Below are 24879 nucleotides of genomic sequence, written 5' to 3' on the forward strand. Positions count from 1 at the left end.
AGAACGGGCAGCGTGCTGCGATGCAAAAATGGTTTCATCTGGTAGTGCCGGCCGCTGGCCGGCAACCTCAGCTTGCGTGAGTCCATGAGGTTGCCGGCCAGCGGCCGGCACTACCGGGTCCGGTCAGCGCTTCTTCTTCGCCTTGCCCTGCTCGGCCGGGCCAATGGTCTGCTCCAGCCAGCGCTCGCTCTCGGCCAGCATGGTCATGATCGATTCGCGTGCGCGGTAGGCATGCGATTCGTTCGGCAGCATCACCAGCCGCGCGGTGCCACCCAGGCCCTTCACCGCGGCGAACATGCGCTCGCTCTGGATCGGGAACGTGCCGGAGTTGTTGTCGTCCACGCCGTGGATGAAGAGGATCGGATCCTTGATCTTGTCGGCGTAGTTGAACGGCGCCATCTTCTGGTAGACCTCCTGTGCCTGCCAGTAGTTGCGTTCCTCGGCCTGGAAGCCGAACGGGGTGAGCGTGCGGTTGTAGGCGCCGCTGCGGGCGATGCCGGCCTTGAACAGGCGGGTGTGTGCCAGCAGGTTGGCGGTCATGAACGCACCGTAGGAATGGCCGCCGATGGCGATGTGATCGCGATCGGTCACGCCACGGCGCACCACCTCATCCACCGCTGCCTGCGCGTTGGCCACCAGCTGTTCGATGTAGGTGTCGTTCGGCTCCTTGTCGCCCTCACCGATGATCGGCATCGACGGGCTGGCCAGCACCACATAGCCCTTGGCCAGGAACGCCTGCGGGCCCCAGTAGCTGACCGCGTTGAAGCGGTACGGCGAATCGGTCACCTGGCTGGCCGCAGCCGCGCTCTTGAACTCACCCGGGTAGGCCCACATCAGCAGCGGCCGCGGGCCGTCCCGCTTGGGGTCGTAGCCCGGCGGCAGCAGCAGGGTCGCGGTCAGGTCGACCCCATCCTTGCGCTTGTAGCGGATCTGCTCCTTCTGCACGCCCTTCAACTGCGGCAGCGGGTGCGCGAAATGGGTCAGCGCGCGCGGTGCAGCACCGGCATCGGCCAGCGACTGCACGTAGAAGTTGGCCGGCTCATCCGGGCTCTCGCGGCTCAGCAGCAGCGAGCTGGCCTGGTCGTCCAGCAACGCCACCGGCAGCGAATAGCTCGGCGCCTGCGAGTGGAACAGGCGCGTTGCCTTGCCGCTGGCGATGTCGAAGCGGTCCACGAACGGACGGTCGCCTTCCGGCGAAGCACCGGCACCGGCCAGGTACAGGCTGCTGCCATCGGGGCTGGTCTGCAGCAGCGAACGACCCCGCTCGTCACTGGCCAGCAGCGGCCGGCCCGGATCGGCATAGCGGTCCTGCGCGTCACGATCCCACAGCAGGCGCGGCTCGGCACCGGCGTTGTCCGGGGCGATCAGCCAGGTCTTGGTCCTGCGGGTCTTCCACCACGATTCGGTCAGCAGGGCCAGGTCACCGCGGCCCCAGCTGATGCCGGCCAGGCGGCTGCCAAGCTGGGCCAGGGTGACCGGCGGTTTGTCGAACGGCGCGGCCTGCATCAGCACCGCATCGCGCACCTTGGCGTCCCTGTTCGGGTCGCCGCCGTCCTGCGCTTCGGCCCAGACCAGGGTGGCGTCGGCATCACCGCGCCAGCTGATGTCGCGCACGCCGGTCACTTCGGCATCGTTGCCGGTCGGCAGCCCTTCCACCAGCGGGCGAACGGCGACGGTGTGCACCAGCTTGCCGCTGGCACGGTCGATCACTTCAATGCGGCGCGGGAAACTGCTCACCGGCACCACGTAGGAGTACGGGCGCTGCACCGGCTGGCGCAGCACGAAGCGGCCATCCGGCGACACCGAGAAGCCCATGAAGATGCCGGCCGCGCCGATCGCGCGGGTGCTGCCATCCAGGCCGACTTCCATTGGCTGGGTAGTGGCGTAGTAGTCGAACTGGCGTGCGTCGGCCTCGTTCTTCAGCAGGTCCTGGTAGGTACGGATCGACACCACGCCGCCGCCCTGGCTGGTCTGCTGCACGGCCGGGCCGGTCGGAATGCCGTCGGCGGGCGGGGCCGCACCGAGGTTGGCCGGGCGGGTGAACACCACCAGGCCGCGGCTGTCCGGCAGCCACTGGTAGCCGCTGCCGATCACCGTGTTCAGGCCGGCAACCAGGCGGCGGGCACTGCCGCCGGCCACGTCCACCAGCCACAGTTCATTGGCGCCACTGGCAGCGTCGAGCTGGTTGAAGGCAAGCCACTTCTGGTCCGGCGACCACATCACACTGGCGATCGACAGCTTGGCCGGCAGGCCGCTGATCTGCCGCTCCTTGCCGTCGGCCACGTTCATCAGCCACAGCTTCTCGCCGAAGCTGAAGCGGCTGTCGGAGAACGTGCGCGGGTTGATGCGCAGGCCAGCCAGCTTCAGTTCCGGCTGCGCCACCACCTGGATCGACGGCAGCGACGGCATCTGCATCATCGCGGCCACGTCGCGGCGCGGCGACAGGAACAGCGACGGCGCGCGCGGGGCGTCGACCACTGCCTGCAGTGCGGCCGATGGCAGTTCGTAGCCATTGACGCCCTGCGCCTGCGCCGGAGCTGGCTGCGAGGCGGCCGCCCAGGCCAGCGGGGCCACCGCCAGCAGCCCCATCGACAGGACCAGGCCGGTCCACCGCCGCGTACGGCGCGCGTGCATGCTCATCGTTCCACCTGTGTGATGCGTGAAAACACCGACCTTAACAGGCCGTGCACGCGGCCCCATCTGCCGATGGTTGGGTCATGCCGATGTCATGCCGGGGCCGCGATATAATGGGGGTTCTCCCCTGCCGAGGGGCGCTGCGACCGGATCCCACGAGGCCCGGCCAGGCTCGGTAAGGTGGCTTTGTAACAACGGCGCCCGGCTAGATGCGAGCATCCGCTCGCCCACAACCGGAGCACACGAATGAACGCTGTTGCCAAGACCTTCTCCACCGAAGGTGATTACAAGATCCGCGATATCACGCTGGCCGACTGGGGCCGCAAGGAACTGGACATCGCCGAGCACGAAATGCCGGGCCTGATGTCGATCCGCCGCAAGTACCAGGCCGAGCTGCCGCTGAAGGGCGTGCGCGTGACCGGCTCGCTGCACATGACCATCCAGACCGCAGTGCTGATCGAGACCCTGAAGGACATCGGCGCCGACGTGCGCTGGGCCTCGTGCAACATCTTCTCGACCCAGGACCACGCGGCTGCCGCCATCGCCGCCACCGGCACCCCGGTGTTCGCCTGGAAGGGCGAGACCCTGGAAGAGTACTGGGACTGCACCCTGGACGCGCTGACCTTCACCCTGGCCGACGGCACCCTGACCGGCCCGGAACTGGTGGTCGACGACGGCGGTGACGTGACCCTGCTGATCCACAAGGGCTACGAGCTGGAAAACGGCAGCGACTGGGTCAACACCGCGTCCGCCTCGCACGAAGAACAGGTCATCAAGAACCTGCTCAAGCGCGTGGCCAAGGAGCGCCCGGGTTACTGGGGCCGCGTGGTCAAGGACTGGAAGGGCGTCTCCGAGGAGACCACCACCGGCGTGCACCGCCTGTACCAGCTGGCCCAGGCCGGCACCCTGCTGATCCCGGCGATCAACGTCAACGACTCGGTCACCAAGAGCAAGTTCGACAACCTGTACGGCTGCCGCGAGTCGCTGGCCGACGGCCTGAAGCGCGCGATGGACGTGATGCTGGCCGGCAAGGTGGCCGTGGTCTGCGGCTACGGCGACGTCGGCAAGGGCTGCGCGGCCTCGCTGCGTGCCTACGGTGCACGCGTGATCGTCACCGAGATCGACCCGATCTGCGCCCTGCAGGCGGCGATGGAAGGCTATGAAGTCAACACCATCGAATCGACCCTGGGCCGTGCCGACCTGTACGTCACCACCACCGGCAACCGCGACATCATCCGCATCGAGCACCTGAGCGCGATGAAGGACCAGGCCATCGTCTGCAACATCGGCCACTTCGACAACGAGATCCAGGTCGACGCACTGGTGTCCTACCCGGGCATCAAGCACGTCAACATCAAGCCGCAGGTGGACAAGTACATCTTCCCGAACGGCAACGCGATCTTCCTGCTGGCCGAAGGCCGCCTGGTGAACCTGGGCTGCGCCACCGGCCACCCGAGCTTCGTGATGTCCAACAGCTTCGCCAACCAGACCCTGGCGCAGATCGACCTGTGGGCGAACAAGGACAGCTACGAGAAGAAGGTCTACCTGCTGCCGAAGAAGCTGGACGAGGAAGTGGCGCGCCTGCACCTGGAAAAGATCGGCGTGAAGCTCACCACCCTGACCCAGGAACAGGCCGACTACATCGGCGTGCCGGTGGAAGGCCCGTTCAAGCCGGACCACTATCGCTACTGATGCCTGCAGGGTGCCGGACAGCGGCCGGCACTACCGGTGCATGCGACACGGACGGGCGCCTTCGGGCGCCCGTTCTGCGTTGGCGTGTGGTCGTACACCCCGCATCCAGTCCCCACTGGTAGATCCACGCCATGCGTGGATGCTCCGGCAGTAGCTTCGGTCAAGGCAACGCGCCCAGCGCGCGCTACGATGCAGCCATGACCCCGGCCATCAACCTGCTCAAGCGCGAGAAGATCGCCCACACCGTGCGCAGCTACGTGCACGACGCCCACGCCGAATCCTATGGCGGCGAAGCCGTGGACAAGCTCGGCCTCGATCCAGCCCAGGTGTTCAAGACCCTGCTGGCCAGCACCGAGACACACGAACTGCTGGTGGCGATCGTACCGGTGGCCGGCCAGCTGGACCTGAAGGCACTGGCCGAAGCGGCCGACTGCAAGAAGTGCGAGATGGCTGCTGCTGACGCCGCGCAGCGCGCGACCGGTTACCTGGTCGGTGGCATCAGCCCGCTCGGGCAGAAGAAACGCCTGCGCACCTTCCTGGATGCCAGCGCTCAGGCATTGCCCGCGCTGCATGTCAGCGCCGGTCGCCGCGGCCTGGAAGTGGAACTGGCTCCGGCTGACCTGCTGCGCCTCACCGCCGGCCACTACGCTGCCATCGGCAAGTCTCGCTGATGCGCTGGCCGTGGTCTGCAGCACCGATTCCCCGTCTCGACGATGCACAGGCCGATGTGCTGTTGCAGGACCTGCTGTCGCGCGACGCAACGCGCATCACCGATGCCGCACGTAGCGTCGCACGGCTGTTCAGTGCCTCATCGTTGGACACGTTGGCCACACATGTCGACCTGATCGAACGCAGCTGCGAGGGCATCGCCCTGGGCGGCATGCTGATCAGCAACCAGGCACACCTCAAGGCGGGCCTGCAACGGCTACGCTACTGGCAGGCGCGTAAGGGATGCCTGTGTGCGCTCAACCCCGGCTACTCGTTCTTCGATCCGCGTCGCCTGATCGAACAAGGGCAGATGCAGCTGCTCTCGTTGCAGGAGGCCGAGGATGGTTGGGGCGATTGCCACACCGTTGCCTGCACGCAATGCGGCCAGCATTGGCAGGCCATCGACCGCGAGTACCATTACCCATGGTGGGAATGGAAAGCTGCCTGAAGGCCAAGCAGCCACGCATGGCGTGGCTCTACTGCGGTCCGCACATTCACGCGATGCGTGGATGGCAAATATTGCTCACGGCCGCCAGTTCGCGTTGTTCTCCCAGAACTCGACAGAACGCCGGTACGCCTCACGGTCCAGCGGCACGCCGGAGCCGCCCTCCTCCACGCCCAGCGCATTGCGCATCATCGTGATCGGCGCCATTGGCACCTCTTCCGGTTCGGGGGTGTAGATGCAGCCGACGATGCCCCAGTCGGCCTCGATCGGCGAACCTTCCCTGGCCAGCTGCTCGGCGCTGTACAGGATCACCACCAGGTAGTTCGCACGCGGCGATTCCACGCCCTCGAACCAACGCACCAGCACCGGCAATTCCTCGCGGTTGCGCGCTTCGTAACCACTGCGCAGCAGGTGGCGGTTGGCCTCGGTGACCGGCACCGTCAGGCAGCGCGTGCTGGTCCAGTTCTCGTAGACGAACAGCTTGCAGAACGGGGCGTAGCCGTCGAGTACCTTCAGTGGCGCATGCGCATTGAGATGTGCCTCGAACTGCTCGGCGGTGCAGTCCTGGATGGTGTTGCCACGCGGCACGCGCGGGAACAGGCGGGGACGGGCGAAATCGGTCAGGACGATGGACATGGCAGGGCGTGATCAGGAGTTCCACCGCACAGGGTAACCGCCCCGGAGCCAGGCCGGGCAGATGTCGATGGTCACTGGTGCCCGTGTCCGGCTTGCAGCACCCTGCGGACGACCCAATGCAAGGATTGCCGGCTCATGGATGCAGCACGCGCGTTGCCCCGTTCCGCCCACCGTCGGCGATGGCCGATCGTTCTGGCCATCCTCCTGCTGGCGCCGCCATTGCTGTTCGCCGCCGCCCTGTTCTGGCCGCTGTCGGCACCGCCGTTGCCCGAGCCGGGCAACAGCCGCGTGATCGTCAACGCGCGGGTGGTGGACGTCGCGCGTGGCCAGGTCAGCGCCCCCACCACAGTGACAGTGCGCGACGGCACGATCACTGCCATTGGCAAAGCTCCACGGGACACCACATTGCCAGTGCTCGATGCCGGTGGCCGCTGGCTGGTGCCCGGCTTCTGGGACATGCATACCCATGCACTGCAGCTGTCACCGCAACTGCAGTTCGCACTGATGCTGGCCAATGGCATTACCGGCACCCGCGACATGATGGACTGCCCGCAGGCTACCGACCCGCTGATCGCCTGCGTGGCTGACAAGCGCCGCTGGACTGCACAGGCCATCGCAGGGCAACAGGTCGCACCACGCTTCGTGCAGATCGCCAGCTTCTATTTCGAGGATCCATCACTCTCGCCAGAGGCTGCCGCATTGCGGGCGCACGCGTACAGCGCCCGTGGCGTCGACGCGTTGAAGGTCTACAACAAGCTGCGTGCGGATACCTACCAGCGGCTGGCCACCGAGGCACGGCAACTGCACCGTCCACTGGTCGGCCACCTGCCCAGGGCTGTGCCTCTGGAAGACGCGGTGCAGGCAGGCCAGCGAAGCTTCGAACACGCCCATCTGTTCGTGCGCCACTGCTTCGACAACGCGGCGGCATGGCGCGGTGGCGCGCTTGACGGCGAAGACCCGACTGGACTGGCCGAACGCATGGTGGCCAGCTATCAGCCCGCGCTCTGCAGCAAAGCGTTCGGTATGATGCAGGCCAGTGCTGCAGCATTCGTGCCAACGCATGTCACCCGCGAAGAAGATGCACGTGCACGCGACCCCGCCTTCGTCAACGATCCGCGCCTGGCCTATCTGGACCCGCTCTCACGCTGGGCGTGGCGTGATGACCTGCAGGCCACCGTGGCGCGCTATCCCGGCCGACGCGGCGAAGACGCACTGAAGACCTACTTCGAGCATGGGTTGGCACTGACCGGTGCGGCGCATCGTGCCGGCGTCACCGTGCTGGTCGGCACCGATACCGGATTGAGCGGCTTCCGCTACCACGATGAACTGCAGTGGCTGCGGCACGCCGGCCTGAGCCAGGCCGACGTGCTGCGCGCAGCCACGCTGCAGGCCGCGCGTCATCTGCAGTTGCAGGCATCGCATGGCAGCGTCGAAGTCGGCAAAGCCGCAGACCTGGTGCTGCTTGATGGCAACCCGCTGCACGACACCGCCAATACCCGTCGCGTGCATGCGGTACTGCTGGCCGGCCACCTCTATGACCGCCCGCGGCTGGATGCGCTGCTGGCCTATGCGCGCGGGCAGGCACGCTCACCCGCCGTAATGGCACGCCTGCTGTGGGGCTTCATCACCAGCCCGGTCAGTGCCGAGCTGTAGCCGCCCCTACAACGCCATCCGCTCGCGCAGTTCACGCGCCTGCCGCCGCGACACTTCCACCTCACTGCCATCATCCAGCGTCAGCTCGTAACCATCGGCAATGCTGGGCGTTACGCCACGGATGCGGCGCAGGTTGACCAGGGTATTGCGGTTGGCACGGAAGAACAGATCCTGCGGCAGGCGTGCTTCCAACGCGCTCAGGCTGCGGGTCAGCAGGGCGTTCTGGTCGCGGAACCATAGCCGTGTGTAGTTGCCATCCACCACCAGCCGACGGATCTCCGAGACCGCGACGAACCAGCAGCGTTCGCCCTCGCGCACGAACACCTGGTCCTGCGCGCCCAGCGTGCTGCGCGGCTCCGGCGTTTCGCCCGCCACCACCTCGCGCTGGCGCGCCCGCTGCAACGCTTCCAGCAAGCGCGGCGCCTCGACCGGCTTCACCAGATAGTCCAGCGCATTGGCCTGGAAGGCGCGCACCGCGTAGGTGTCGTAGGCAGTAACGAACACCACCGCCGGCACCGCCTCCAACCCATCCAGCACATCGAAGCCGCTGCCGGAGGGCATCTGTACATCCAGCAGCACCAGGTCCGGGGCCAGTGTGGCGATCGCCTCGCGTGCAGCGGGCACATCGTCGGCCTCGCCCACGCACTGCACCCACGGCAGCGCCGACAACAGCGTGCGCAGTTCCTGGCGCGCCAGCCGTGCATCATCAACGATCAACACACGCAGCATGGCACTCATTGCGGAATCTCCAGCAGGGCCTGCATGCGGTCGCCGACCGGCTGCAACATGAAACTCCCCTGCGTGCCAAGCTGCGCACGCAGGTAGGCAAGGCCGACGCCATGGCCGTGGGTGGGCTCGTTGGCGCCGCCCAGCGGATTGTCCACCTGCAGGCGCAGTACGTCATTGTCCAGCGTGGCCCGGATCTCTATCCCGCCGCCGCCCGGGCGGCTGGCGATGCCGTGCTTGATGGCATTTTCAACCAGCAACTGCAGCGCCATCGCCGGCAATTGTGCCTGCAGGGCGCCGGCATCGATGTGCTGTCCTACCTGCAGGCGCTGCTCGAAGTGGATCGCCTCGATGGCCAGGTAATCGTCCACGACCGCCAGTTCCTCGGCCAGCGTGACCTGCTCGCTGCGGTTGTTCGCCAGCGCCTGCCGCAGCGTGCGCGACAGGCGGGTGACCATGTCGCGGGCCCGCTCCGGGTCTTCCAGGATCAGCGCGCGCAGGTTGTTCAGCGCATTGAACATGAAGTGCGGGTTGAGCCGTGCGCGCAGTGCATCGCGCTCCAGTGCGCTGCGTTCGGCTTCGGCTCGCAGCCGGGCCAGTTCACTGTGGCGCGCCCGGCGCAGACCGTGCAGGCCGGCCCACAGGCCGGTCCACATCAGCAGGAACAGCGCGGTGTTCATCCAGTACACCGGCAGCGAAGACCATCGGTAATCCGCGTGGCCACCGGGCAGCTGCACCCAGCCCAGTGCCAGCGCCGGCAGCAGCAACGCCGCCGTCATCGCCTGTGCGACGCTGGCACCGGCCACCACACCGGCGGCCAATTTCAACACCAGGCTGCCCAGGCTCCCCTCCCACCAGCGCTGGCGCAGCGCCACCGCGCGCAGCATGCCGCTGCACAGCCACAGGCAGGCGGCCACGCTGACGGTGATCAACACGATGCCGCTGAACACCACGCCGCCGCCGATCCGCATCCCCGCCCACAGCCCGTACATCGCATAACCCGCCCATGCCAATGCATTGAGCGTCCAGAAACGGCGGGATGAGGTGGTGGCGTCCATGCGGGCTCTCGGCGAGGACAAGGGTCAGGGGTGCGCGGCGAGGAAACGCTGCACCTGCTCCTGCAGACAGCGCGGATCATCCCACATCAGGAAGTGGAAACCCTGCGCGCTCATCGCGATCTGCACGCCCTGCAGTTTCGCGTACTGCGCCTGGAACACCGCGCGCGTGCTGTCCTCGGTGCCGCCCATCGGCTGGTAGCCGGCCCAGCTGCCTAGCACCAGTGTCGGTGCGGTGATCGAGGCGATGCTGTCGCGCAGGTCAGTGGTCATCACCGCATGCATGGCGTCAGCGGTGGTCTGGCGGTCGCTGGCTTCGCTCCAGCGCCCCAGTTCGGCCTGCCGCTGCGGATCGCGGGTCATGCCCGGCAGGCCGGCTTTCAGCTGCGCCTGCCACTGCGCGACATCGGCGGCGAGCATGCCCTTGCGCAGCTGGTCGGCCATCGGCCGCACGCTGTCTGCGGTGGCGTTCGGGTCACGCGCGGCCGGCAGGAACGGCAATGCATCGACCACCACCAGTGCGCTGACCGCCTTCGGCTCGGCCTGCGCCACCTGCAGCCCCAGCAGGCCGCCAAGACTGTGGCCGATCACCACCACCGGGCCCAGCTGTTGGTCGTGCAGGTAGGCCAGCAGCTGCCCGCGCATCGCCGTCAGGAATTCGGCCGGGCGCGGGTCGGCAGGCGCAGCGCCGGCAAAGCCCGGCAGCTGCACCAGATGGCACTGCACGTCCTTCAGCGCCAGGCAGGTCTCGCGCCAGACCTCGGCGCTGCTGTTCAGGCCGGGGATCATCAGCAGCGGACGGCCCTTGCCGACCACCTCGACCTGCACCTTGCCGGTGCCGGTGGCGGCCGCCGCATGGGCCGAACCGGAGCCGAGCACCGCCATCGCCATGCCGATCATCGCCAGCCGGGCCAGCGCCTTCATTGCGTACCACAGTGCCAGGAAGATCTTCATCGTCTGCTCCTTCATCGGGTGGGTGCTGCCGGGATGGGAGCAGCGTGGGCCCGGCGGACGCATGCCGGTTGCGATTTCGGAGCAGCGGCCGGACGGCGGGGCGAACGGCCGCGGGTTGGGGACGGCTGGCCCTCACGCAATCTTCAAGCATCCATCTTGATGAAGAGATATACTGCTTCGCACCGACCGCCGCCATCCGCGCCATGACCGCCATCAGCTTCGAGTTCTATCCGCCCAAGACCGACGAACAGCGCAGCCAGCTGGACCGTGCTGCGGCCAAGCTGAAGGACTACGCCCCCGAGTACGTGTCGTGTACCTTCGGCGCCGGTGGCTCGACCCTGAGCTACACCTCCGAGACCGTGCGCCACCTCAACCAGCACCATGGGTTCGATGCGGCGCCGCACCTGTCATGCGTGGGCGGCACCCGCCAGGAGATCCGCGAGCTGCTCAAGCTGTACCGCGCCATCGGCTGCCGCCGCTTGGTCGCGCTGCGTGGCGACCTGCCCTCGGGCATGGGCTTTCCCGGCGACATGCGCTATGCCGCCGAACTGATCGCCTTCATCCGCGCCGAGCACGGCGATGCGTTCCACATCGAAGTGGGCGCGTATCCGGAGACGCATCCGCAGGCCTCCGATTCACTGGCTGACCTGAAGCACTTCAAGGCCAAGATCGATGCCGGTGCCGATGCGGCCATCACCCAGTATTTCTTCAATCCGGACGCGTACTTCCATTTCGTCGATGAAGTGCGGCGGCTGGGCGTGCAGGTGCCGATCACGCCGGGCATCATGCCGATCGCCAACTTCAGCCAGCTGCGCCGCTTCTCCGAACAGTGTGGTGCGGAGATTCCGCGCTGGATCAGTCGCAAGATGCAGGCCTATGGCGATGATGCGGAGTCGGTGCGTGCATTCGGCACGGAAGTGGTGGCCCGGCTGTGCCAGCGCCTGATCGAGGGCGGCGCACCCGGCCTGCACTTCTACACCCTGAACCTGGCCAAGCCGACCACCTCGGTGCTGAAGCTGCTGCAGGGCTGAGAGCACGACGCGCAAGCGTGATCGGCGCTACCCTGCAGGAATGATCCGGCTTTCCTTCCTGCTGTTGCTGCTGCCGCTGTGCGTGCTGCCGAGCGTCGCCCAGGCACAGTCCATGCGCCTGAACCGCTGTACCGATGCGCAGGGCCAAAGCGTGTATACCGACCGACCTTGCGACAGTGTGGGTGCGCGGTCGCAGGTGCCACCGCCTGCGCCCAGCGGCAACATCCTGCAGCGCGATACCCTGGGGGCACGCTGCCCGCGGCGGCTGAGTGAACTGGTGGACGCATTGCGCAACGGCATCGTCAGCAATGATGTGAACCGGCTGTCCTCGCTGTACCTGTGGGGCGCGGTCTCCGATGCGGGCGCGCAGCGAATCCTCGGTCAACTGGAATCGCTGGTGCGGCGGCCGCTGGTGGACGTCGTGCCGGTGTATCCAGGACAGGGCCAGGACGCAGTGACTGACGAGGGCCAGGGCCCTGCTGCGCAGGGATCCGCCCCTGAGCCGACGGCTGTTCGCCATCCGGTCGGCCTGCGCCTGGAGCAGACCCTGCCAGGCAGCGTGGCGCGTGCCTCGACGGTGGTGGGATTACGGCGGCAGTACGGGTGTTTCTGGATCACGTTGTGATCGGGAGGGGTCAGAGCCCTGCTGCGCAGGGATCTGACCCCGCATGCCGGCTCACTCCGGCCACAGCCCGCGAATGGCGGCAATGCCTTGCCCGCCATGGCGACGCGCCTCACTGATGTGGCCACTGCCCATGCCACCCAGCGCGTAGATCGGCAGTGACACCTGCGCGCGCAGCTCGGCGAAGGCATCCCAACCCATCGGCACGGCATCTGGATGGCTGGGCGTGGCCTGCACCGGGCCCAGCACAGCGAAGTCGCAGCCCAACTGTTGTGCGGCCTGCAGTTGCTGCAGGTCGTGGCAGGATGCAGCCACCAGCTGGCCTTGGGGTAGCGGGCGCTGCGACAGCTCCAGCAGCTGTTCGCTGCCCAGATGCACGCCCACGCCCAGTGCGCGTGCCAGCTCGATATCGCGGTTGAGCAGCCACTGCACGCCGCTGCGACGATGCGCGCGCAGGGCCTGCTCGACCATCGCCTGCCGCTGCGGATGGGCCGTCGGCAACCGCAGTTGGATGCGCTGCTGGCCCGCAGCCACCACGCGCTGCAGCTGTTCATGCCAATGCTGCACTCCGCCCTCATCATCGGCCGGCGCCGGGGTGATCAGGTAGCGGTCGGGCTGGCGCAGGGCGGCCACCACCGGCAGGTCTGCCGGCGGCATTGAATAGCGGCCCAGCTTGTCCGGCGCCACCCAGGTGATCGCCTGGCCCTCCCGCCCACGCGGTGTCCCCTTCCAGCTGCGCACATGGCGCACCTCCAGGGTCAGGTGCTTGTCCGGATAGCGCTGCGGCACATCCATCAGCCACTCGCCGACATCGGCCTCGATGCCCAGTTCCTCGCGCAGCTCGCGCACCAGCGCCTGTTCGGAGGTCTCGCCGGATTCGCGTTTGCCGCCGGGAAACTCCCACAGGCCGGCCATGTCGCGGTTCTCGGTACGGCGGTTGAGCAGCACGCGGCCACGGGCGTCGGTGATGACGGCGGCCACGACATGGATCGATCGGGTGGGGGAAGGCATGGGGGGAAGCATGCCCAGAACAGGGCGGCCGGCGCAATCACGGATCCGCTGCAACTCCCCTGCCACAAACGAAAAGCCCCGCTTTCGCGGGGCTCTTCGGCATCAGCTCAGCTGGCCGTGGCAGTGCTTGTACTTCTTGCCACTGCCGCACGGGCACGGATCGTTGCGGCCGATCTTCGGCTCGTCGCGCTGCATCTGCGCCACGCCCTGCTGGGCAGCCTGCACCTGCGCGGCTTCCTCGTCGGCGCTGTAGCCGCCCACGTCCTGGTGCTGGAACTGCGACTGGCTCAGGCGGGCTTCGGCCTGCTGGCGTTCGGCCGCTTCCAGCGCCTGCACTTCCTCGTCGCTGCGGATGCGCACGCGCGACAGCAGGGTCACCACTTCGCGCTTGACGTTTTCCAGCATGTCCGAGAACAGCTCGAAGGCTTCCTTCTTGTATTCCTGCTTCGGCTGCTTCTGCGCGTAACCACGCAGGTAGATGCCCTGGCGCAGGTAATCCATGCGCGCCAGGTGCTCCTTCCAGCTCTGGTCCAGAACGGTCAGCATCACGTGCTTCTCCAGCGCGCGCATGGTCTCTTCGCCCACGCCGGCTTCCTTCTCGGCGAAGTGCTGGTTGACGCGTTCCTGAACCTTGGCGGCAATCGCCTCGGCGTCCAGCTCCTCGTGTTCCTTGACCAGGTCGGTCAGCGACATCTGCAGGCCGAAGTCCGACTCGAGGGTCGCTTCCAGGCCACGCAGGTCCCACTGCTCGTCGATCGAGTTCGGCGGCACGAAGCGGGCCACCACGTCGAAGATCACGTCGTCGCGGATGCCGTCGACGTTGTCCTTCACCGATTCGGCGTCCAGCAGCTCGTCGCGCTGGGCGTAGATCACCTTGCGCTGGTCGTTGTTGACGTCGTCGAAGTCCAGCAGGTTCTTGCGGATGTCGAAGTTGTGGGCCTCGACCTTGCGCTGCGCCTTCTCGATCTGGCGGCTGACCAGGCGGTCTTCGATGACGTCGTCTTCCTTCATGCCCATCATGCGCATGGCCTTCTGCACCCAGTCGGAGGCGAAGATGCGCATCAGGTTGTCTTCCAGCGACAGGTAGAAGCGGGACGAACCCGGGTCACCCTGGCGGCCGGAACGGCCACGCAGCTGGTTGTCGATACGGCGCGACTCATGGCGCTCGGTGCCGACGATGTGCAGGCCGCCCGCCGCCTTCACTGCCTCGTGGCGCTTCTGCCAGTCGGCCTTGACCGCGGCCTTCTGCTCGTCGGTCGCGTCCTCGCCCAGCGCGTGGAGCTCTGCTTCCAGCGAACCGCCCAGCACGATGTCGGTACCACGGCCGGCCATGTTGGTGGCGATGGTCACCGCGCCCGGACGGCCGGCGTTGGCGACGATGGTCGCTTCGCGGTCGTGCTGCTTGGCATTGAGCACTTCGTGCTTCACACCGGCCTTGCTCAGGTGCTCGGACAGCATTTCCGAAGTTTCAATCGAGGTGGTACCGACCAGCACCGGCTGGCCGCGCTTGGCGCACTCTTCAATGTCGGCCAGCACCGCATTGAACTTGCCCTTGCGGTTGAGGAACACCTGGTCCGGGCTGTCCTTGCGGATGGTCGGGCGGTTGGTCGGGATCACCACCACTTCCAGGCCGTAGATGCTCTGGAACTCGAAGGCTTCGGTATCGGCCGTGCCGGTCATGCCGGACAGCTTCTTGTACATGCGGAACAGGTTCTGGAAGGTGATGCTCGCCAGCGTCTGGTTCTCGCGCTGGACCGGCACGCCTTCCTTCGCTTCCACCGCCTGGTGCAGGCCATCGGACCAGCGGCGGCCGGCCAGGGTACGCCCGGTGAACTCGTCGACGATGACCACTTCGCCGTCGCGCACGATGTAGTCAACGTCGCGCTGGTAGATCGCGTGCGCGCGCAGGGCGGCGTTGAGATGGTGGACCACGGTCAGGTTCTGCGCCGCGTACAGGCCTTCGGTTTCGCCGTTGAGGATGCCGGCTTCAACCAGCAGCTGCTCGGCGTGCTCCATGCCCGCTTCGGACAGGTGCACCTGCTTGCCCTTCTCATCGACCCAGAAATCACCTTCGCCGTCCTCGCTCTCCTGCTTGACCAGGTGCGGCACGACGCGGTTGACACGGATGTACAGCTCCGGGGAATCGTCGGCCGGACCGGAGATGATCAGCGGAGTACGCGCTTCGTCGATCAGGATGGAGTCGACTTCGTCGACGATGGCGTAGTGCAGGCCGCGCTGGTAGCGGTCGGCCTTGGACAGCGCCATGTTGTCGCGCAGGTAGTCGAAACCGAATTCGTTGTTGGTGCCGTAGGTGATATCCGCAGCGTAGGCTTCGCGCTTGTCGCTGTGCGGCATGCCCGGATACACCACGCCCACGCTCAGGCCCAGCCAGTTGTACAGCTTGCCCATCTGCGCGGCGTCGCGGCGGGCCAGGTAGTCGTTCACGGTGACCACGTGCACGCCCTTGCCTTCCAGCGCGTTGAGGTACACCGGCAGGGTCGCCACCAGGGTCTTGCCTTCACCGGTACGCATTTCTGCGATCTTGCCCAGGTGAAGCACCATGCCGCCGATCAGCTGCACATCGTAATGGCGCATGCCCAGCACGCGGCGGCCGGCTTCGCGGCACACCGCGAACGCTTCCGGCAGCACCTTGTCCAGGGCTTCACCACCGGCAATGCGCTGCTTGAACTCCGGCGTCTTGGCCTGAAGCTGCTCGTCGGAAAGCTTCTCGATCTCCGGCTCCAGCGCATTGATCTTGGCGACGATGCGGTTGAGCTGGCGCAGCTGTCGTTCGTTACGACTGCCAAATACGCGGGTAAGCAGGCTGTTGATCATTGAAGGAACCGGGTTGGATGGACACGACGCCCGGCCTCCCCCTGGGGATCCGTCCGCCGCAAACGAAACAGGGCGCCTGGCGCCCTGTCGATGGCAACACCCATTGTAGCTTGGGACGGGCGGCTGAGGTTTCAACCCCGAGGGGGTAGTGCCGGCCGCTGGCCGGTGATCCGCGATGCTGCCGAAGATCATGAGGTTGCCGGCCAGCGGCCGGCACTACCAGGTCAACCGCATCGGGTCAGAGCCCTCCCGCGGCGCGGAAGGGATCCGACCCGGGATCAGCCGCGGCTGACGCGGCCGACCGGCGTGTTGCCGCCGTCGCCGAGGAATTTGCGCGGGTTGACCACGTTGCCGTTCTCCCACACCTCGAAGTGCACGTGGGCGCCGGTCGAACGACCGGTGGAACCGGCCTTGGCCACTTCCTGGCCGGCACGGACCAGGTCGCCGGCCTTCACCACCAGGCGGGAATTGTGCGCGTAGCGGGTGACGTAGCCATTTCCGTGGTCGACGTCGACCACGTTGCCGTAGCCCCCCTTCACGCCGGCGAAGCTGACCACGCCTTCGGCCACGGCCATCACCGGGTCACCGACCTTGGCGTGGAAGTCCATGCCCTTGTGGGTGGCGGCGCCTCGGCCGAACGGGTCGGCACGGGTGCCGAAGCCGGAGGTCACGTAGCTGTTGCGGATCGGCATGCGCGAAGGCACGGCGTTCTGCTGCAGCTGGTGGTCGAACATCAGCGACTCCATCACCGACAACTGGCGGCCTGAAGCAGCGAAGCGCTGCTCCAGCACCTGTAAGTCGGCGTTGACGTCCTTGACCGGGATGTCGCTGGTCGGACCGCCTGCGTCACCGTCACCGAGACCGGGGGTCTCGTTGAAGTCGAACTCGCCATCCTCCAGCTTGCCCATCTGGGTCAGCCGTTCGCCGAGCGCGTTGAGGCGGGTGGCCTGGGCCTGCAGCTCGCCGAGACGGGCCGCCAGCGCGTTGACCTGGGTCTGCGCATCGCGCTTGACCTTGGCCAGCTCCGCATCCTGGCGCTCGACCTTGGCCTGCAGCCGGGAATCATTCAGCGCGCTGACGCCAATGCCGCCAGCAAGGCCGATAATGCAGCCTACCCCGAGCACGCTGCCCAGCAGGGCGCGGGGGCGGTCCTCGAAATAGAACCGCAAACGCGTGATCGGCGACGATTTGGCCTGTCCTTCACGCGTTTTGATTACGATCTTTTTGAATGCCATCAGTGAGTTTTCATGTCTGAGCCGAAATCCAGCGTTCGCCCCGCGTCGGCACCGAAACCGGCGCTGGATGCGGTAATGGCGGACAAAAGCGGGAACCCGCTGCGGCGTGCCCTGTGGCTCGACGCGCTGGACCGACAGTTGCGCCCCCAGTTGCCGCCACCTCTGCGCAGCCGCTGCCGACTGGCCAATGTGGACGGGGAACACCTCGTTTTTCTCGTCGAATCCCCGGTCTGGCATGCCAAGTTGCGGCTTGCCGAAGCCCAGTTGCTCGACGCGGCCCGTTCCATCGGGCTGAAGGCCACCAAGGTGACCATCAAGACTGCGTCTCCCACTCCCACGCGCTCCCCAGCGCTCGACAACCGGAATGGACCCCACGCAGTTTCAGCCGCCACGCACAAAGGGCTACGCGACGCCTTGGCTTGCCTGCAGGACGTTCCTTCCAAACCGAAGAAACGGTCATGATGGCAACGGAGCATCCGGCTCCGCTCCCCGTCGCGCGTGTCACCACGGCGTGAAACATTTCGGGGGCCGGGTCGCATCCTAGCGGCCATCCAGGGGCCTGTCGTTAGATTGTTGTTAAAACGGCGTTAAATTCAGGCTTCGGATCCAACAGGTTCACAAAACCGTGACCTCGAACCGGCCTTGATGCCTTTTCAAGCACACTGAATGCGTCGTCTGCGCCGGAAACAACAACGCCGCCTTGGATGGCGGCGTTTTTATCTTTAAATTCAACGGCCTACGGAATCAGGCATAGGCCGGAGTGGCGTATTCGACCGGACCCGGGGTGGCAGGCGAGTCGAAGCTGACCCATTCCCAGGCAGTGGCGTCGGCCATCAGCGCCCGCACCAGCTTGTTGTTGAGCGCGTGGCCGGATTTGAAGCCCTCGTAAGCGCCCAGCACCTGGCCACCGGCCAGGTAGAGGTCGCCGATCGCATCGAGGATCTTGTGGCGCACGAATTCGTCGGCGTAGCGCAGGCCGTCTTCGTTGAGCACGCGGAACTCGTCCAGCACGATGGCGTTGTCCATCGAACCGCCCAGGCCCAGGTTGCGCTCGCGCATGTATTCCAGGTCGCGCATGAAACCGAAGGTGCGCGCGCGGGAGATTTCCTTGGTGTAGGCCAGCGTCGAGAACTCGATTTCCTGGCGCGACTGCTTGGCCGGGATCATCGGGTGGTCGAACTGGATGGTGAAGCCCAGCTTGTAACCCTCGTACGGGGTGAAGCGGGCCACCTTGTCGCCCTCGGTCACTTCCACGGTCTTCAGCACGCGGATGAAGCGCTTGGGCGCATCCTGTTCCACGATGCCTGCCGACTGCAGCAGGAACACGAACGGGCCGGCCGAACCGTCCATGATCGGCAGCTCGGCCGAGGACAGTTCGACGATGATGTTGTCCACACCCAGGCCAGCCAGCGCCGACATCAGGTGTTCGACGGTCTGGATCTTGGCGTCGTTGCAGGTCAGGCCGGTGCACAGGGTCACTTCGGTGACCAGCTCGGCCTTGGCCGGCACTTCCACCACCGGGTCCAGGTCCACGCGGCGGAACACGATGCCATGGTTGACCGGTGCCGGGCGCAGGGTCATGTAGACCTTGTCGCCGCTGTGCAGGCCAACGCCGGTGGCGCGGATCGTGTTCTTGAGGGTGCGTTGCTGGATCATGGGGGATGGACCGGAAGTGACACATTAGATTAACACGCACGCTCCCCTACCCCGGCTGAAACGCCGGCAGGACGCGCGTGAAGCAGGGCGGCCGGGCCCATCCTGGCCCGGCGCCCGCGTTTTCAGGACATGGTGGCGCTACCCGGGGAGGACAACCCCGGGCCGCCCCGCTCAGTCCGCCTGGCGGCGCAGGAACGCCGGGATGTCCAGGTAGTCGTTCGGCAGTTCCGCCGCAGCCGGGGCCGAGGAGGACGGCGCCGACGGGGCCGAAGCGGCCGCGGTATCGCTGCTGGCGCGACGCAGGCCCAGGCCCATGCCGCCGACGGCCTTGGACACGGCGTCGCCACCGTTGTCGAAGTCGCCGAACTCCGGCTGGCCGGTCGTGGCATTGCGGACCAGCTTGATCGGCGCACGCTCGCCCGGACGCTGGGTCTTGCTGGCCGAAACGCGGTTCAGGCCGGTAGCGACCACGGTCACGCGCACTTCGTCCTGCATGTCCGGATCCAGCACGGTACCGACCACCACGGTGGCGTCTTCGGAAGCGAAGCCATCGATGGTGCGGCCGATCTCGTCGAACTCGGCCATGGTGAAGTCGGCGCCGGCGGTGATGTTGACCAGGATGCCGTTGGCACCGGCCAGGTTCACATCATCCAGCAGCGGGTTCTGGATGGCGGCTTCGGCGGCGGCCTGGGCGCGGTCATCGCCACGGGCGGTGCCGGTGCCCATCATCGCCAGGCCCATTTCGGACATGACGGTACGCACGTCGGCGAAGTCGACGTTGATCAGGCCCGGACGCACGATCAGGTCGGCGATGCCCTGCACGGCACCCTGCAGCACGTCGTTGGCGGCGCGGAAGGCCTGGATCATGGTCGCGTTGCGACCCAGCACGGTGATCAGCTTCTCGTTCGGAATGGTGATCAGCGAGTCGCAGTGCTGGCTCAGTTCCTCGATGCCCTTCAGCGCCACCTGCATGCGGCGACGGCCTTCGAACGGGAACGGCTTGGTGACCACGGCCACGGTCAGGATGCCCATTTCCTTGGCCAGCTGTGCCACCACCGGCGCAGCGCCGGTGCCGGTGCCGCCGCCCATGCCGGCGGTGATGAACACCATGTCCGCGCCCTGCAGCGCGTCCATGATGCGCTCACGGTCTTCCAGCGCGGCCTGGCGGCCGACTTCCGGGTTCGCGCCTGCGCCCAGGCCCTTGGTCACGTTGGTACCCAGCTGCAGCTGCAGCTTGGCACCACAATTCTTGATGGCCTGCGAGTCGGTGTTGGCGGTGATGAATTCCACGCCGTCCACCGCCGAGTTGACCATGTGCGCCACGGCATTGCCGCCGCCGCCGCCCACGCCAACCACCTTGATCACCGCATTGGGTGCCATCTTTTCGATCAGTTCAAAATGCGCCATGTCCGTGTCCTCGTTGTATCCGCTTGTCGGTGGCATGGACGGTCGGGCCTCCTGCCTTCGCGTGTCATGTTGCCGTTGCGGCTGTGTGGGTTGTGTATTGCGTTGTTGCGTTGTGATGCGGGTACTGCGGGTGTTGCGCCGGGCCGGGCCCGGAGTTGCGGGTTCCGCGTCAGAACTCGCCGCGGAACCAGGTCTTGAGTTTCTTGAACATGCTTCCAGCGCGCCCGGTCGGCAGCGATGGCCGCCGCGGGTGCTCGATCTGGCTGCCCATCAGCAGCAGGCCCACGCCGGTGGCGTGCACCGGGTTGCCCACCACTTCGCCCAGGCCGGTGACGTGCTGCGGGATGCCCACGCGCACCGGCATCTGCAGCATTTCCTCGGCCAGTTCGACCACGCCCTCCATCTTCGAGGCGCCACCGGTCAGCACCATGCCGGCGCGCACCAGTTCCTCGAAGCCGGAGCGGCGCAGTTCGGCCTGCACCATCTCGAAGATCTCCTCGTAGCGGCCCTGCACCGCCTGCGCCAGCGAATGGCGCGGCATGCGGCGCGGTGGACGGTCGCCCACCGACGGCACCTGGATGCTTTCCTCGGCGGTGGCCAGCTGGGCCAGGGCGCAGGCGTAGCGCACCTTGATCTGCTCGGCTTCCGGGGTGGGCGTGCGCAGCATGTGCGCGATATCGTTGGTGACGTGGTCGCCGGCAATCGGCAGCGAGGCCGTGTGGCAGATCGCGCCCTGCACGAACACCGCGATGTCGGTGGTGCCGGCGCCCATGTCGACCAGCACCACGCCCAGCTCGCGTTCGTCAGCGGTCAGCACCGCCACGCTGGAGGCCAGCGAGGACAGCACCAGGTCGTCCACCTGCAGGCCACAGCGCTGTACGCACTTGCTGATGTTGGCCGCGGCCGACTGCGCGCACACCACCAGGTGCGCATGCACCTCCAGGCGCACGCCGGTCATGCCGACCGGGTTGCGGATGCCTTCCTGCGAATCGTCCAGCACGTACTCGCGCGGGATCGCGTGCAGGATCTTCTGGTCGGCCGGAATCGCCACCGCCTTGGCCGCATCGAGCACGCGATCCAGGTCGCCCCAGGTCACTTCCCCGTCGCGGATCGGCACGATGCCGGGCGAGTTCTTGCACTGCACGTGGTTACCGGAGATCGAGGCGTACACCGAGCGGATCTCGCAGCCGGCCATCAGCTCGGCTTCTTCCACCGCGCGCTGGATCGACTGCACGGTCGATTCGATGTCCACCACCACGCCGCGCTTCAACCCGCGCGATTCGTGCGAGCCGATGCCGATCACTTCGATCGGGTTGCCCGGCGAATACTCGCCCACCAGCGCCACCACCTTGGAGGTGCCGATGTCCAGGCCAACGATCAGCGATTTGTCACCCTTGCGATTCATGTCCTTTCCTGCGTCCTGCTGGCTGGGGTCGCCGGCGTTTTCGCCGGCGTGGCCGGGGTACCCCAGCTCAGCGTGAAACCATTGGTGTAGCGGAGGTCGGCGCGCTCGATCGGCGCGTCCTGGCGGTTGAGCTGTGGCAGTACCTTGACGAAGCGCTGCAGGCGCGAGCGCGCATCGTCACGGCCGACCACCACTTCGGTGCCGTTGCTCAGCACCAGCGACCAGCTGCCGCGTGCATCCATCGTTACCCGGCGCACATCGACGCCGGCCGGTGCGAACAATGCACGCGAGTCGCTGTACAGCTTCATCACTTCTTCGGTCTGGCTGTCCGGGCCGTCCAGTTCGGGCAACGCCAGGTCGGCCAGCTTCTTCGGCGTGGGGAACAACTTGCCCTGCTCGGAAACCAGGCGGTCGTTGCCCCAGCGCGCGAACGGCTTGTGCTCGACCAGGGTCACTTCCAGCACGTCCGGCCACTGCTTGCGCACCCGCGCGCTTTCCACCCACGGCAGTTTTTCCAGTGCGTCCTGCGCGTCCTGCAGCTTGACCGCGAAGAAGCCGGCGCGCGCATACGGCAGCAGCACCTGCTGCAGCTGCTCGGCCGGTACCCGCTTGAACTCGCCATGCACGCGCAGCTTCGCCAGCGGCCAGCGCTCGGCGCCGACCCAGCCATTGACCACGGCCACCACCGGCAGTGCAACCACCGACAGCGCCAACAGCCAGACGAAGATGCGCAGCACCGCGTTCATGCGTGCGAAGCCTCCAGGGTCTGTTCCAGCACGCGCCACACCAGTTCCTCGAAACCGATGCCGGCCTGACGGGCCGCCTTGGGTACCAGCGAATGGCTGGTCATGCCCGGCGCGGTGTTCACCTCCAGCAGGAAGAAACGGCCGCTGCTGCGGTCGCGCATCACGTCCACGCGGCCCCAGCCACGGCAGCCGGCCGCGCGGAACGCGGCCAGCGCGATGCGCCGGATTTCCGCTTCGTCGTCACCCTCCAGGCCCGGGCAGAGGTACTGGGTGTCCTCGGCGATGTACTTGGCGTTGTAGTCGTACCACTGGCCCTTGGGCACGATGCGGATCGACGGCAGGGCAACGTCGCCGAGGATGGCCACGGTCAGCTCATCGCCCACCACCATCTGCTCCATCAGCAGCTGGCCGTCGTAGCGCGCGGCCAGGGTCACGGCCTCGTCCAGGCCAGCCTCGTCGGTGACCCGGCTGATGCCCACGCTGGAGCCTTCGTTGGCCGGCTTGACCACCACCGGCAGGCCCAGCTCGGCCGCCAGTGCATGCACGTTCGATGCGTCGACCTTGCGGTATTGCGGGGTCGGCAGGCCCAGCGACAACCACACCTGCTTGGTACGGATCTTGTCCATGCTCAGCGCAGAGCCCAGCACGTCCGAGCCGGTGTACGGCACGCCGAAGGCGTCCATCAGGCCCTGCACGATGCCGTCCTCACCACCACCGTTGTGGCCGTGCAGGATGTTGAACACACGGTCGATGCCGCCGGCAGCCAGCGCCTTGGCCAACGCCGGGATGCCATCGACGGCGAACGCATCGACGCCGCGCGACCGCAGGGCTTCGAGCACGTTGCGGCCCGAATCCAGCGACACCTCGCGTTCGCTGGAACTGCCGCCGAGCAGCACGGCGACGCGGCCGAACTCGGCTGGGTCGGTCACGCGCAGCGGCGGGAAGGTCAGCGTGCTCACGCCTCGCCCTCCCCCTTGAAGCCTTCCACCGCGATGTGGGTGGCCACGGCGCCAATATCGCCCGCCCCCATCATCAGCAGCAGGTCACCGTCCTGCAGCACGTCCGGCAGCACGCTGGCCAGTTCGGCAGCCTTGCCCACCACCACCGGCTCGCTGCGGCCGCGGGCGCGGATGGCGCGGGCCAGCGCATGCGAGTCGGCACCGGCAATCGGTTCCTCACCGGCCGGGTAGACCTCGCTCAGTACCAGTGCGTCGACGCTGGACAGCACCGCAGCGAACTTGTCGAACTGGTCACGGGTGCGGCTGTAGCGGTGCGGCTGGAAGGCCACCACCAGGCGCTTGTCAGCCCAGCCACCGCGGGCCGCGGCGAACACGGCCTCCAGCTCGCTCGGGTGATGGCCGTAGTCATCGATGATACGGACCTTGGCACCACTGGCGGTGGTCACTTCGCCCAGATCGTTGAAGCGACGGCCGACACCGGCGAAGCTTTCCAACGCGCGCGCGATGGCATCCGGCGCCACGCCCAGCTGCCAGCCCACTGCGGCGGCGGCCAGCGCGTTGAGCACGTTGTGCCTGCCCGGCAGCGCCAGCACCACTTCCTGGCTGGTGCCCTGCGGCAGGCGCAGGGTGAAGCGCATGCGCGGCCCTTCCTGCACCACGTTCTCGGCGCGCACGTCGGCCTGCGGGCTCATGCCGTAGCTCATCACGTGACGCGGGGTTTTGGCGGCCAGCGCGGCCACTTCCGGGTCGTCAATGCACAGCACGGCCAGGCCGTAGAACGGCAGGCGCTGCAGGAATTCGGCGAACGCCGCCTGCACGCGGGCAAAGTCGTTGCCGTAGTTTTCCAGATGGTCGGCATCAATGTTGGTGATGATCGACATCAGCGGGTTCAGGCGCAGGAAGCTGCCATCGCTTTCGTCGGCCTCGGCCACCAGCCACTGGCCTCCGCCCAGCTTGGCGTTGGCACCGGCCGCCAGCAGCTGGCCACCGATCACGAACGTCGGGTCCAGGCCACCTTCGCTCAGCACCGCAGCAGTCAGGCTGGTGGTGGTGGTCTTGCCATGGGTACCGGCCACGGCGATGCCGCGGCGGAAGCGCATCAGCTCGGCCAGCATCGCCGCACGCGGCATGATCGGAATGCGCTGGCTGCGCGCTTCCATCAGTTCCGGGTTGTCTTCGCGGATGGCACTGGAGACCACCACGCAGTCGGTGCCCAGTACGTTGGCTGCCGAGTGGCCGCGCATGATGCGCGCACCCAGGCTGGCCAGCCGACGGGTTGCCACGTTGTCGGCGTTGTCCGAGCCGGACACCTCATAGCCCAGCGTCAGCATCACTTCGGCGATACCGCTCATGCCGGTGCCGCCGATGCCGACGAAATGCACGCGCGGGAACGCGCGCACCAGGTCGTTGGTGTCGTGCAGGCGACGGATCATGCGCGGCCTCGCGCAGGGCAGGCGCGGTGGCATGCC

20 protein-coding genes, 1 pseudogene and 1 riboswitch are annotated in these 24879 nt (G+C 66.9%); of the genes and pseudogenes, 7 read left to right on the forward strand and 14 right to left on the reverse strand.

What is annotated here, in order from left to right; translation table 11 throughout:
- Positions 1 to 123: 123 nt before the first annotated feature.
- Positions 124 to 2640, reverse strand: coding sequence for a prolyl oligopeptidase family serine peptidase (locus tag O0J15_RS00130; protein ID WP_308304876.1), 2517 nt, complete (start codon positions 2638 to 2640; stop codon positions 124 to 126).
- 120 nt (positions 2641 to 2760) lie between these two features.
- A riboswitch (S-adenosyl-L-homocysteine riboswitch) is annotated at positions 2761 to 2844 on the forward strand.
- 36 nt (positions 2845 to 2880) lie between these two features.
- Here O0J15_RS00130 and ahcY point away from each other — a divergent pair.
- From ahcY to O0J15_RS00145, 3 genes are all read left to right on the forward strand, one after another.
- On the forward strand, positions 2881 to 4326 hold the full coding sequence (gene ahcY, locus O0J15_RS00135) for an adenosylhomocysteinase (protein WP_019661087.1): 1446 nt from the start codon (positions 2881 to 2883) through the stop codon (positions 4324 to 4326).
- A gap of 197 nt (positions 4327 to 4523) precedes the next feature.
- Positions 4524 to 4997, forward strand: coding sequence for a Cys-tRNA(Pro) deacylase (gene ybaK, locus O0J15_RS00140; RefSeq protein WP_134731248.1), 474 nt, complete (start codon positions 4524 to 4526; stop codon positions 4995 to 4997).
- Positions 4997 to 5482, forward strand: coding sequence for a hypothetical protein (locus O0J15_RS00145; RefSeq protein WP_308304877.1), 486 nt, complete (start codon positions 4997 to 4999; stop codon positions 5480 to 5482). The genes ybaK and O0J15_RS00145 overlap by 1 nt, the downstream gene beginning before the upstream one ends.
- Before the next feature lie 75 nt (positions 5483 to 5557).
- On the opposite strand, the gene O0J15_RS00150 is transcribed toward O0J15_RS00145, so the two are convergent.
- Positions 5558 to 6115 (reverse strand): DUF3228 family protein, encoded by a 558-nt coding sequence (locus O0J15_RS00150; RefSeq protein ID WP_155028964.1) that lies wholly within the window; start codon positions 6113 to 6115, stop codon positions 5558 to 5560.
- A 135-nt stretch (positions 6116 to 6250) separates the two neighbouring features.
- Between O0J15_RS00150 and O0J15_RS00155 the strand changes: the two genes are divergently transcribed.
- Positions 6251 to 7768 carry an amidohydrolase family protein gene (locus tag O0J15_RS00155; RefSeq protein WP_308304878.1) on the forward strand — a complete coding sequence of 506 codons (1518 nt, stop codon included), beginning with the start codon at positions 6251 to 6253 and terminating at the stop codon, positions 7766 to 7768.
- Positions 7769 to 7774: 6 nt separating this feature from the next.
- Here O0J15_RS00155 and O0J15_RS00160 read toward each other — a convergent pair whose 3' ends face one another.
- The 3 genes from O0J15_RS00160 to O0J15_RS00170 are packed head-to-tail and all read right to left on the reverse strand — an operon-like array spanning position 7775 to position 10503.
- Positions 7775 to 8506, reverse strand: coding sequence for a LytTR family DNA-binding domain-containing protein (locus O0J15_RS00160; RefSeq protein WP_308304879.1), 732 nt, complete (start codon positions 8504 to 8506; stop codon positions 7775 to 7777).
- Positions 8503 to 9552: a histidine kinase gene (locus O0J15_RS00165; RefSeq protein WP_308304880.1), complete on the reverse strand. Its 1050-nt coding sequence runs from the start codon at positions 9550 to 9552 to the stop codon at positions 8503 to 8505. The genes O0J15_RS00160 and O0J15_RS00165 overlap by 4 nt, the downstream gene beginning before the upstream one ends.
- A gap of 24 nt (positions 9553 to 9576) precedes the next feature.
- Positions 9577 to 10503 (reverse strand): alpha/beta hydrolase, encoded by a 927-nt coding sequence (locus O0J15_RS00170; protein ID WP_308304881.1) that lies wholly within the window; start codon positions 10501 to 10503, stop codon positions 9577 to 9579.
- Positions 10504 to 10706: 203 nt separating this feature from the next.
- Here O0J15_RS00170 and metF point away from each other — a divergent pair, with 203 nt between their 5' ends.
- Complete coding sequence (metF, locus tag O0J15_RS00175; protein WP_019661081.1) at positions 10707 to 11534, forward strand: methylenetetrahydrofolate reductase [NAD(P)H]; 828 nt, start codon at positions 10707 to 10709, stop codon at positions 11532 to 11534.
- 40 nt (positions 11535 to 11574) lie between these two features.
- On the forward strand, positions 11575 to 12159 hold the full coding sequence (locus O0J15_RS00180) for a DUF4124 domain-containing protein (RefSeq protein WP_308304882.1): 585 nt from the start codon (positions 11575 to 11577) through the stop codon (positions 12157 to 12159).
- Positions 12160 to 12210: 51 nt separating this feature from the next.
- Here O0J15_RS00180 and O0J15_RS00185 read toward each other — a convergent pair whose 3' ends face one another.
- The 3 genes from O0J15_RS00185 to O0J15_RS00195 form a co-directional block, all read right to left on the reverse strand.
- Positions 12211 to 13167: a Nudix family hydrolase gene (locus tag O0J15_RS00185; RefSeq protein ID WP_308304883.1), complete on the reverse strand. Its 957-nt coding sequence runs from the start codon at positions 13165 to 13167 to the stop codon at positions 12211 to 12213.
- Between the two features lie 102 nt (positions 13168 to 13269).
- Positions 13270 to 16002, reverse strand: a complete 2733-nt coding sequence (secA, locus tag O0J15_RS00190) for a preprotein translocase subunit SecA (RefSeq protein ID WP_111108789.1) — start codon at positions 16000 to 16002, stop codon at positions 13270 to 13272.
- Between the two features lie 278 nt (positions 16003 to 16280).
- Complete coding sequence (locus O0J15_RS00195) at positions 16281 to 17237, reverse strand: M23 family metallopeptidase (protein ID WP_019661077.1); 957 nt, start codon at positions 17235 to 17237, stop codon at positions 16281 to 16283.
- 12 nt (positions 17238 to 17249) lie between these two features.
- Between O0J15_RS00195 and O0J15_RS00200 the strand changes: the two genes are divergently transcribed.
- Positions 17250 to 17699, forward strand: a complete 450-nt coding sequence (locus O0J15_RS00200) for a DUF721 domain-containing protein (protein WP_026347140.1) — start codon at positions 17250 to 17252, stop codon at positions 17697 to 17699.
- A 282-nt stretch (positions 17700 to 17981) separates the two neighbouring features.
- On the opposite strand, the gene lpxC is transcribed toward O0J15_RS00200, so the two are convergent.
- From lpxC to murC, 6 genes and pseudogenes are all read right to left on the reverse strand, one after another.
- Positions 17982 to 18893 (reverse strand): UDP-3-O-acyl-N-acetylglucosamine deacetylase, encoded by a 912-nt coding sequence (gene lpxC / locus O0J15_RS00205; RefSeq protein WP_019661076.1) that lies wholly within the window; start codon positions 18891 to 18893, stop codon positions 17982 to 17984.
- Positions 18894 to 19064: 171 nt separating this feature from the next.
- Positions 19065 to 20300, reverse strand: coding sequence for a cell division protein FtsZ (gene ftsZ / locus O0J15_RS00210; RefSeq protein WP_058980418.1), 1236 nt, complete (start codon positions 20298 to 20300; stop codon positions 19065 to 19067).
- Positions 20301 to 20469: 169 nt separating this feature from the next.
- Complete coding sequence (gene ftsA / locus O0J15_RS00215; protein ID WP_005408083.1) at positions 20470 to 21705, reverse strand: cell division protein FtsA; 1236 nt, start codon at positions 21703 to 21705, stop codon at positions 20470 to 20472.
- A 71-nt stretch (positions 21706 to 21776) separates the two neighbouring features.
- Positions 21777 to 22451 (reverse strand): annotated as a pseudogene (locus O0J15_RS00220) (cell division protein FtsQ/DivIB); the annotation flags it as partial.
- A complete protein-coding gene (locus O0J15_RS00225) occupies positions 22448 to 23410 on the reverse strand; it encodes a D-alanine--D-alanine ligase (RefSeq protein WP_180877114.1) in 963 nt (320 codons plus the stop codon). The pseudogene O0J15_RS00220 and the gene O0J15_RS00225, both read right to left, overlap by 4 nt.
- Positions 23407 to 24843, reverse strand: coding sequence for a UDP-N-acetylmuramate--L-alanine ligase (gene murC / locus O0J15_RS00230; protein WP_019661073.1), 1437 nt, complete (start codon positions 24841 to 24843; stop codon positions 23407 to 23409). The genes O0J15_RS00225 and murC overlap by 4 nt, the downstream gene beginning before the upstream one ends.
- Positions 24844 to 24879: the final 36 nt, after the last annotated feature.

Source organism: Stenotrophomonas sp. Sm10 (genome assembly GCF_030985515.1).
In the GTDB taxonomy this organism is placed as follows: domain Bacteria; phylum Pseudomonadota; class Gammaproteobacteria; order Xanthomonadales; family Xanthomonadaceae; genus Stenotrophomonas; species Stenotrophomonas hibiscicola.

Excerpts from the sequence above, each read along its gene's own strand:
- O0J15_RS00195 (WP_019661077.1), bottom strand. The coding sequence starts at position 17,237 with ATGGCATTCAAAAAGATCGTAATCAAAACGCGTGAAGGACAGGCCAAA.
- secA (WP_111108789.1), bottom strand. The coding sequence starts at position 16,002 with ATGATCAACAGCCTGCTTACCCGCGTATTTGGCAGTCGTAACGAACGA.
- ahcY (WP_019661087.1), top strand. The coding sequence starts at position 2,881 with ATGAACGCTGTTGCCAAGACCTTCTCCACCGAAGGTGATTACAAGATC.
- ybaK (WP_134731248.1), top strand. The coding sequence starts at position 4,524 with ATGACCCCGGCCATCAACCTGCTCAAGCGCGAGAAGATCGCCCACACC.
- ftsZ (WP_058980418.1), bottom strand. The coding sequence starts at position 20,300 with ATGGCGCATTTTGAACTGATCGAAAAGATGGCACCCAATGCGGTGATC.
- O0J15_RS00185 (WP_308304883.1), bottom strand. The coding sequence starts at position 13,167 with ATGCCTTCCCCCACCCGATCGATCCATGTCGTGGCCGCCGTCATCACC.
- metF (WP_019661081.1), top strand. The coding sequence starts at position 10,707 with ATGACCGCCATCAGCTTCGAGTTCTATCCGCCCAAGACCGACGAACAG.
- lpxC (WP_019661076.1), bottom strand. The coding sequence starts at position 18,893 with ATGATCCAGCAACGCACCCTCAAGAACACGATCCGCGCCACCGGCGTT.
- O0J15_RS00145 (WP_308304877.1), top strand. The coding sequence starts at position 4,997 with ATGCGCTGGCCGTGGTCTGCAGCACCGATTCCCCGTCTCGACGATGCA.
- O0J15_RS00165 (WP_308304880.1), bottom strand. The coding sequence starts at position 9,552 with ATGGACGCCACCACCTCATCCCGCCGTTTCTGGACGCTCAATGCATTG.
- O0J15_RS00130 (WP_308304876.1), bottom strand. The coding sequence starts at position 2,640 with ATGAGCATGCACGCGCGCCGTACGCGGCGGTGGACCGGCCTGGTCCTG.
- O0J15_RS00160 (WP_308304879.1), bottom strand. The coding sequence starts at position 8,506 with ATGAGTGCCATGCTGCGTGTGTTGATCGTTGATGATGCACGGCTGGCG.
- O0J15_RS00150 (WP_155028964.1), bottom strand. The coding sequence starts at position 6,115 with ATGTCCATCGTCCTGACCGATTTCGCCCGTCCCCGCCTGTTCCCGCGC.
- O0J15_RS00170 (WP_308304881.1), bottom strand. The coding sequence starts at position 10,503 with ATGAAGATCTTCCTGGCACTGTGGTACGCAATGAAGGCGCTGGCCCGG.
- O0J15_RS00155 (WP_308304878.1), top strand. The coding sequence starts at position 6,251 with ATGGATGCAGCACGCGCGTTGCCCCGTTCCGCCCACCGTCGGCGATGG.
- O0J15_RS00180 (WP_308304882.1), top strand. The coding sequence starts at position 11,575 with ATGATCCGGCTTTCCTTCCTGCTGTTGCTGCTGCCGCTGTGCGTGCTG.
- O0J15_RS00200 (WP_026347140.1), top strand. The coding sequence starts at position 17,250 with ATGTCTGAGCCGAAATCCAGCGTTCGCCCCGCGTCGGCACCGAAACCG.
- murC (WP_019661073.1), bottom strand. The coding sequence starts at position 24,843 with ATGATCCGTCGCCTGCACGACACCAACGACCTGGTGCGCGCGTTCCCG.
- ftsA (WP_005408083.1), bottom strand. The coding sequence starts at position 21,705 with ATGAATCGCAAGGGTGACAAATCGCTGATCGTTGGCCTGGACATCGGC.